This is a genomic window from Rhodovulum kholense, from assembly GCF_003053725.1.
Classification (GTDB): Bacteria; Pseudomonadota; Alphaproteobacteria; order Rhodobacterales; family Rhodobacteraceae; genus Rhodovulum; species Rhodovulum kholense.
This window is the reverse complement of record NZ_QAYC01000035.1, coordinates 1-8,342: the sequence shown is the minus strand read 5'-3', so window position 1 is coordinate 8,342 and position 8,342 is coordinate 1. Positions and strand designations below refer to the sequence as shown.

Below are 8,342 nucleotides of genomic sequence, written 5' to 3'. Positions count from 1 at the left end.
GTCGGCGATGGCGTCGTGGCAGGCGCGCGTGTCGTAGGCGCCGTCGGCAGTGACCGTGGCGATTTGCCGATCCAGGCCGATCTGCTTCAGGAGCTTAGGCAGCATCGGCGCGTCGCCTGCATTGCTGGAGGTGACCTCGACGGCCCGGATCTCTGGCGTTTCCTCGTCTATGCCGATGTGGATCTTGCGCCGGACACGGCGCTTCGAGGCGCCGTGTTTGCGTCTGTGCCACTCGCCTTCGCCTTCCACCTTGATGCCGGTGCTATCCACGAGCAGGTGCAGCGGCCCCTTGGGTCCGCGATACGGGATGGTCACGTCCAGGGTCTTCTGGCGGCGCGACAGGGTGCTGAAGTCCGGCACCGACCAGCCAAGCCCGGACAGTTCCAGCAAGCTCGCCACGAAACCGGTCGCCTGCCGAAGCGGCAGCCCGAGGAGGACCTTGAGGGTCAGGCAGGCCTGGATCGCGGCGTCGCTGTAGGCCTGCTGGCGGCCGCGCCGTCCGGAAGGGACCGCGTCCCACTGCATCTCGGGATCGAACCAGACGGCCAGCGAGCCGCGCTGCCTCAGCGCCTGATTATACGCTTGCCAGTTGATCGTCTTGTAGATCGGCTTCGGAGGTCTGCTCATGCTGCCCGGCTAGCATGCTGGATTCACGAGATGAATCCCCTGGATTTGCGCAACAACGCCGGCTGCTGGCCAGGGGGAGCTGTGACCTTTTCTCACGCGCTGAATGGGTTGGACATAGTGCTCGAAGAGCCCGCGCGAATCGTCCGCCTTCCTTTCGTCTCAGCGCGGAATAAAGCGTGTCTGGCGCAGTTGATTTATAGGCAACGATTATTTTCAGTCTATAAATTCAGGGATGACCTGCGCGCAGGCAACCACGTTAAATTGCGGGGTGCTGCGGCGCGGCCCTGGCCACTTTGTTTACCGCTGCCAATCAGCCCAAGCTCTTCCCGAGCGCTTCCTTGACACTCTGATAAAGCGACGACCTGAACGCCTCGTCCTGGTTATGAAGCTTGTAGAGTTCCAATTCCTCTTTTCGGCGTTTCAGCATGACTTCCTTCATGATTTTGTCGAACGCCAGGTCGCGACTGTATGGATCAGGGTTTCCATCGAACTTCTCCTCGAAGTCTGGATGAGCCTGAACACTCTCCACAATGTTCAGGAACTTGATCCGCTGTTCCTCTGGTGTGGCTCCCCAGCCTTGGAACCAACGCTCGTTGAAGCTGCGGATGATCTCTTCGAGCGGGTCTTCCTGCACCTCTCCTTCGCGGTAGCCGCGGGGATTGGGGTTCTGCGGCTCCAGTTCTGCTTCCGAACTGTCCAGGTCGATGGCATGGTTCAGCTTGGTCCTCTCCAGCCCGTACGACGACAGGTCAACGGCCTCGAGAAGCTCATCCAGGGCATCCTGGTTGGGGTCCTGAATGTTCAGCTTCGGCACCAGGAACTTCAGGAACCAGAACAGTTTCTCCCAGGCCAGAACCTCGAACGGCATGATGGCGGCCATCTGGCCGTAGATCTTGACGAATTGCTTGGCCTTGATCTTGAAGTCGATCTTTTCGGGGTCATCCAGCTCCAGGCTGGTGTTGAAGCGCTCAGCAGCAACATCGATGAGCGGGCTCAGCTTCTCGGCATCCTCGCCGTCGAAGAACCGCGTGCAGAATTCCTCGACCTCGGACCATTCGTACACGCCAACATCGTCCAGGGATGCCTTCAGTTGGTGCAGGACGTTGACGTCCGTCGCCTCGGACAGTGTGGTCACCGTGAAGAACGGCTCGAAGGCCGCCTTGATGTCCTCGGTCGAGTTGAAGAAGTCGAGAACGAACAGGTCCTCGGTCCGCTTGCCCAGCTTCGGCGAGGACCGGTTCAACCGGGACAAGGCCTGAACCGCCAGCACTGATTGCAGCTTCTTGTCGACGTACATCGCGCAGAGCTTCGGCTGATCGAAACCGGTCAGGTACTTGTTCGCGACGATGAGCAGCCGATACTCGTCCTTGTCGAATTCACCGCGGGTCTTGTCCTCCGCCACCCCGTTCATGTCGGCCTCGGTGTACTTGACCCCATCGACCTCCTTCTCGCCGGAAAAGGCGATCAGCGCCTTGAAGGGGTTGCCGCGCTTGGCAAGCTCCGCCTGGACGGCCTTGTAGTACCGGATTGCCATCTCGATGTTCTGCGTGACGATCATCCCCTTGCCCTTGCCACGCAGCTTCTTCGGGTTGACCACGTTGTCGATGAAGTCATCGACCATGATCTCGGCCTTGGTGTTGATCGTCTGCTGGCTCCGCTCGACATAGGCGCGCAGCTTCTTCTGCGCCTTGGAGGTGTCGAACAGGGGATTGTCCTCGATGGACTTCTGGATCTCGTAGTAGCCCTTGTAGGTCGTGTAATTCGCCAGCACGTCGAGGATGAAGCCCTCCTCGATCGCCTGCTTCATGCTGTACAGATGGAAGGGCCGGAAGCGGCCGTCAGGCTGCTTCTCGCCGAACTTCTCCAGGGTGATCGGCTTCGGCGTCGCAGTGAAGGCAAAGTAGGAGGCGTTGCCGCGCATCTTGCGGGCCTGCATGGCTGCCACGACCTTGTCCTGCGTGTCGTCTTCGTCCGGGTCGCCGCCCATTGCCTGGTTCATCTTGTCACTGGCGATGCCGCTCTGACCGCTGTGCGCCTCGTCGATGATCACTGCGAAACGCTTGTCGCCCAGGTCCTCGATACCGTCGATGATGAAGGGGAACTTCTGGATCGTCGTGATGATGATCTTCTTGCCGTTCTCCAGCGCTGCCTTCAGGTCCGACGACTTCAGCGCCGGGGCCACGATATTCTTGACCTCGGAAAAGTCCTTGATGTTGTCGCGCAGCTGCTTGTCCAGCAGGCGGCGGTCGGTCACCACAATCACGCTGTCGAACAGCGGGGCGTCCAGCGCCTTGGCGCCCGGCAGGCCCAGTTCCGCCGGGTAGGTCTCGATCAGCTGGTAGGCGGTCCAGGTGATGCTGTTGGACTTCCCCGAACCGGCAGAGTGCTGGATCAGGTAGCTGTGCCCCACGCCCGTCTCAGCGGCGTGGGACAGCAGCTGCCGGACCACGTTCAGCTGGTGGTAGCGCGGGAAGATCAGCGTCTTTTTCGGCAGCGGGTCAGTCTTCTTGCCCTCCAGCAGAACGAAGTGCTGGATGATCCCGGCAAGGCTTGCCGGTTGCAGCACCTCTTCCCACAGGTAGGCCGTCTTGTGGCCATTGGGGTTCGGTGGGTTGCCCGCGCCCTCGTTGTGGCCCTTGTTGAACGGCAGGAAGAAGGTCTTCGCCCCGTCCAGCTTCGTCGCCATCCACACCTCGTCGGTGTCGGCGGTCATATGGACCAGCACGCGGCCGAAGGTCATTAGGGTCTGCTTGGCATCACGCTCGCGGTACTGCTTCTGGCCGTGGTAACGGGCGGTCTGGTGGGTCCAGGCGTTCTTCAGCTCCAGCGTCACCAGTGGCAGGCCGTTGAGGAACACCACCATGTCCACCGATTCATTCGGATTGGCGGTGCTGTGGTGGACCTGCCGGGTCACGCTCCAGATGTTTGCGGCGAAGTTGTCGTGGACCTTCTGCGCCGAGCTGGCCAGCGGCGCGGGGTACATCAGGGTGAAATGCGCGTTGTCGACGGGCAGGCCCTTTTTCAGGACGTGCAGCAGGCCCTTGGACTTGATCAGCTTGTCGAGCTGGCCGGTGATCTTGGCCTGCCAGTCGGCAGGGTTGTGTTGCTTGAGCTTGTCGAGGTCCCTGGACTGAGTGGTTTCGAGGAACTCCCAGAACTTGGCGCGGTCGAGCGCGAGGGGCGCGTCGAAGTCCGAGGGTTGGCCGATGCGGAAAGGGCCGGTCTCGGCAGCGACCCCGGCGGCCAGCTCTTCGGAGATCGCGCCGCAGAGCCGTCGTTCGATGGCCTGTTCGAGGGCGATTTCCTTGGTGTTGCTGACCGCGACATTCATGGGACTCTCACTTCACGTCCTGGCACCCGGGGCCCCGTCCCGGGGCCGGGCGCTTACACTACCTTGATCTTTCCAGTCACCGCTGCGTTGATCAAGCTCGTCTTGTATTCCCGCAATGCGGTGATCTGGGATTCCTTGAGGGTAATGGCATCGCCAATCCGCTTCTTTGTCGCTTCGACGAATTCGACGATATGCTTTTGTTCATCTGCTGGTGGGACGACCACGAAGCGATGCGCGAGGTTATTGAAACGAATGCGGACGGCGCGCTGGCGCACCGCATTACAGATCACCTGAATGTACCGTGCCAGCGCCATCTCGCGCAGAAGGTAGGCAAAGTATTGCTGGGAAAGCCCATCTTGGATTGGGTCGCAGATAACGTATTCAGGGGTGCATTTTCCATCGGAATCCGAGACGCCAATAGCCCCTTCGAAAGCGTCCATTGAGTTCAGCACAAGCTGACCAACTCGAATACCTTGATAACCGCCTTCGATGATTGCCTCGGTGAAACCTTCGAGGCGGCGGTTGGAACGGAGCGTGACTTGCCCGTCGCGGAAAGAGGTCACGACTTCATCGCCGGGGCGAACGGGCAAACGACTCTGCTCGAACAAATATTTGAAGCGGTGAATGCCCCAATGCGCGGGGATCTGGCCGATCCAGTCGATGCCGCTGTCCTTCATGGGGGCGGCGGGGTTCAGGCCGCGGGTGACGGCCTGCTGGATCAGGATCTGCCTGCGCTCGGCCAGCAGCCTGATCTGCTCCTCCTTGATCCGCACCGCCTCGTCAATCGTCGCGCATTTCCCATCCAGAAACGCTGCGATGGCGCGTTGTTCGGGGAGTGGGGGCTCAACGAGCAGACTGTTGGCGATGTGATTGAAGCTGATGGTCTGCCGGACTCCTGAACCGAGGAGTTTCATGTAGGCCACGTCGTAGCGGTGCAGAAGGTAGTTGAAGAACCGCTTGTCCATCTCGCCCTTGCCCTGAAGAACGATGTACCCGGCACTGACCACCACATTGATGTTCGACAGGCCGATACGGAGGCTCTTTAGGTCGTAGTTCAGGTTGAGTGGATTGACCAAAAATTCACCGGCCAAAACCTCTTGATATGACGCTTTGGTTGCCAGCGGAATCCGGTCGTCGTCTTTCTCCACGACTTCGCCGAAACTGATCGCGCCGCAATTAAGATCCATGTTCGGGCGGTGCTTCTTCTCCTGAAACAGTTGTTTCAGCTTGCGACTTTCCCAATGCGTTGGGACCTGCTCAATCCAACCTTCACCGCTGTCACGGTAGCTCTCGTACTTCGGATAAGCCGCGATGGTCATTCCGCAGGCTCCAGCTTGGTCGCGACCTCGACACCAAGAATGTCAGCGATCAACCCGTCGGCCTTCTCCTCCAGCGCCAGAATGTCCTGCGTAACCTCTTCGAGGCTGCGCAGCGGCTTGTGGCGGTAGAAATACTTGTTGAAGCTGATCTCGTAGCCAATCTTCACGCTGTCGAGGTTGATCCAGGCTTCCTCCACATGCGGCTTCACCTCCGCCAGGAAATAGCGGTGGATGTCATCCTTCAGCGGAACGCTTTCCGCATCGCGCAGGTCAGCGGTGCTCTCGTAGGTGAGGTAGCTGCCGTCCGTCTGCCGGTACCAGCCGAAATCGGCCAGATCCTCCGCCGCACAGCCCAGATGCGTGGTCAGGTCCGCGACCTCCGCGCTGGTCAGCTTGTGCTTCTTGGCGATGACCTTCTCGGCTGTCTCGTCGTACCAGCTGACGGCGTTCAGGATGGCGTTCTTCTCGGTCACGCCCAGCTTGATCTTGCGCGCCTTGATCGCGGCGTTGACCGCCTTGCGGAAGGCGTTGAAATCGTCGGTCTCCTCCGTGCCCACATCGCCCATGATCCGGGTCGCCGTGGCCAGCAGGTCGCGCAGCTTCACCCAGTATTTGGTGTCGAGCAGCTTGGCCTTCGCCTTGGCGTTCAGGGTTAGCCCCGCTTCCTCGCACCAGGCCATGATTGCCTTGGTCTGCTCCTTGAGGAAGCCCGGCTGATAGACCTGATCGCCGTGTTCGCCATAGAGCCATTCCATCGGCTCGCGCAGCGACTTGTCAAAACGCAGGGGCGCGAGGCGTTCGGCGCTGAAACCCGCGCGGCGGCGGTCCGGGCGTTCGATGGTGACCTTGTGGTAGCCGAAGTCCGCATTGTCGAAGACCTGCACGGCGATGCCGGTGGGATCATTGTTGGCGTCCATCTCGCGCTCGATGGGGGCGAAGGCGAGGAAGGCGTCGGTGATCTGCTGAATATGCTCGTCCGAGAACTCGCAGTTCTTGTCGCCGAGGTTCTTGCGCAGCTTGCGGAACAGCAGGTTGGCGTCGATCAGCTGGACCCGCCCGCGCCGTGCCTCGGGCTTGGCGTTGGACAGGAGCCAGATGTAGGTGGTGATGCCGGTGTTGTAGAACAGGTTGTTGGGCAGCTGGATGATGGTGTCGAGCCAGTCGTTCTCGATGATGAAGCGGCGGATGTTTGATTCCCCGCTGCCCGCGTCGCCGGTGAACAGGCTGGAGCCGTTGTGGACCGACGCGATGCGCGAGCCGAGCGGGCTGGCGCTCGTGGACTTCATCTTGCTGACCATCTCCATCAGGAAGAGCAGCTGCCCGTCCGATGAGCGCGGCGTGGCGTCCATGGTCTCGACCTTGCCCCAGTAGTCGGCAAGCTCTACCTGGAAGCGGGGGTCGATGACGTCCTTGCCGTCCTTGATGTATTTGACCTCGCTGTTCCAGCTTTTGCCGTAGGGCGGATTGGATAACATGAAGTCGAAGCGGTTGGCCGAGAACTCGTCGGTCGACAGGGTCGAACCCACGCGGATGTTTGCGGGGTCATTGCCCTTGATCATCATGTCCGACTTGCAGATCGCGTAGGTCTCGTCGTTGATCTCCTTGCCGTAGAGATAGACGTCAGCGTTGGTCCGGATCGGACCGCCCGGGTCCTTGATGTAGTTCTGTGCCTCGGTCAGCATGCCGCCCGACCCACAGGCGGGGTCGTAGATCGTGATGACCGGGGGGAGCCGGTCCTTGATCGGGTCGAAGACGAGGTGCGTCATGAGGTGGATCACCTCGCGCGGGGTGAAGTGTTCCCCGGCTTCCTCGTTGTTCTCTTCGTTGAACTTGCGGATCAGCTCCTCGAAGACATAGCCCATGCCGAGGTTCGACAGGCCTGGCAGCGTGTTGCCCTCCGGGTCTTCGATGTCGTGCGGGGTCAGGTTGATCCAGGGGGAGACGAATTTCTCGATGACGTCGAGGAGGACCTGCTTCTCGGCCATATGGCGCATCTGTTCGAACAGCTTGAAGCGGCCGATGATCTCTTTGACGTTGTCGGAGAAGCCGTCGAGGTAGTCCTCGATGTTGGCAAGCAGGATCTGCTGGTTGTTGGTGGCGGTGCCGTGCAGCTTCTTGAGGGTCCATTGGCTGGTGTTGAAGAACACGTAGCCCGAGGCATCCTTGAGCGGCTCATCGTCCAGCTCTGTCGCGCCTGGGTCCTCTTGCTTCTGATACCTGACTTCTTCCAGAACTTTGTCCTTGGTCGGCTCAAGCAGCGTGTCGAGGCGGCGCAGGACGACCATCGGCAGGATGACATCGCGGTATTTGCCGCGCACATAGACGTCGCGCAGGCAGTCGTCGGCGATGCGCCAGATGAAGGAGACAAGGCTGTTGTGGGACGTCTGGTTCAATGGGGGCCTCAAAAATCACATGCGACCGCAATCGCTTTTCTAAATGACTACCCTCAGGACCTTGGCCCTGCAATGAACCAAGGTCGGGCCCGTTCTGGCTATTTGGCAGAGCATGACGAATGCGGTGAATGCCGCTGGCGCACTCACCCTATCTCGTCTGGCGACTCCGCTCGAACGCCAGCATCGCCACTTTCCTCTTGGCCGCGATGTCGCGGACGGTCGTGGCAACTGCTGACTCACCGAAGTCCCTTGGATTGAAGGGGCGCCCGTACCAACGGATCATGTCCTTGTGCGCCGGGTGACGGCTATTGGCCATGGCTTCTATGAAATCGAAGAAACCGGGCGGGCCACCGACGTCTTCCGGCGGCGCGGCGCGCTCGCCATCTAAATAGAGGGAATAGTCGACGTCTGGATACGCGACTCCGACATGTTCGATGACGACGCGATGCTGCCAGTTGTCACCGAAATCGTAGGTGTATTCGAACTCTGCTACGCCGCGCCCTACCAAAGTCTCCAGGCGCATGTTCTTGGCATGGTAGACCCTGTGGCCTCATGCCGCATCCTCCGGACTGGGTTCCTGACCTGCCCCCCCGGTCGTCCCTAGTTCATAACGAGAGTCCTTGGGGTTGATAGTGGTCGGTTTCGGGTTGGGCAAGCGCGCCGGGCGCGGAG

4 protein-coding genes and 1 pseudogene are annotated in these 8,342 nt (G+C 60.3%); all 5 read right to left on the bottom strand.

The features are described 5' to 3' along the window. Positions 1–627 (bottom strand): IS5 family transposase (locus C8N38_RS20855; RefSeq protein ID WP_108029026.1); only part of this gene is annotated, 627 nt, incomplete at its 3' end. A 310-nt stretch (positions 628–937) separates the two neighbouring features. After that, entirely contained in the window at positions 938–3,958 is a 3,021-nt protein-coding gene (locus C8N38_RS20850; RefSeq protein ID WP_108029025.1) for a type I restriction endonuclease subunit R, read from the bottom strand. A gap of 53 nt (positions 3,959–4,011) precedes the next feature. Next, a complete protein-coding gene (locus C8N38_RS20845; protein WP_108029024.1) occupies positions 4,012–5,277 on the bottom strand; it encodes a restriction endonuclease subunit S in 1,266 nt (421 codons plus the stop codon). Then, the gene (locus tag C8N38_RS20840; RefSeq protein ID WP_108029023.1) at positions 5,274–7,670 is read right to left on the bottom strand and encodes a type I restriction-modification system subunit M; all 2,397 of its coding nucleotides are present in this window, start codon (positions 7,668–7,670) and stop codon (positions 5,274–5,276) included. Before C8N38_RS20840 ends, C8N38_RS20845 begins: the two co-directional genes overlap by 4 nt. A gap of 148 nt (positions 7,671–7,818) precedes the next feature. After that, a pseudogene (locus C8N38_RS20835) lies at positions 7,819–8,202 on the bottom strand (plasmid pRiA4b ORF-3 family protein); the annotation flags it as partial. Positions 8,203–8,342: the final 140 nt, after the last annotated feature.

What these genes read in the sequence shown, in the direction of transcription:
- C8N38_RS20850 (WP_108029025.1), bottom strand. Translation starts at nt 3,958, where the DNA reads ATGAATGTCGCGGTCAGCAACACCAAGGAAATCGCCCTCGAACAGGCC.
- C8N38_RS20845 (WP_108029024.1), bottom strand. Translation starts at nt 5,277, where the DNA reads ATGACCATCGCGGCTTATCCGAAGTACGAGAGCTACCGTGACAGCGGT.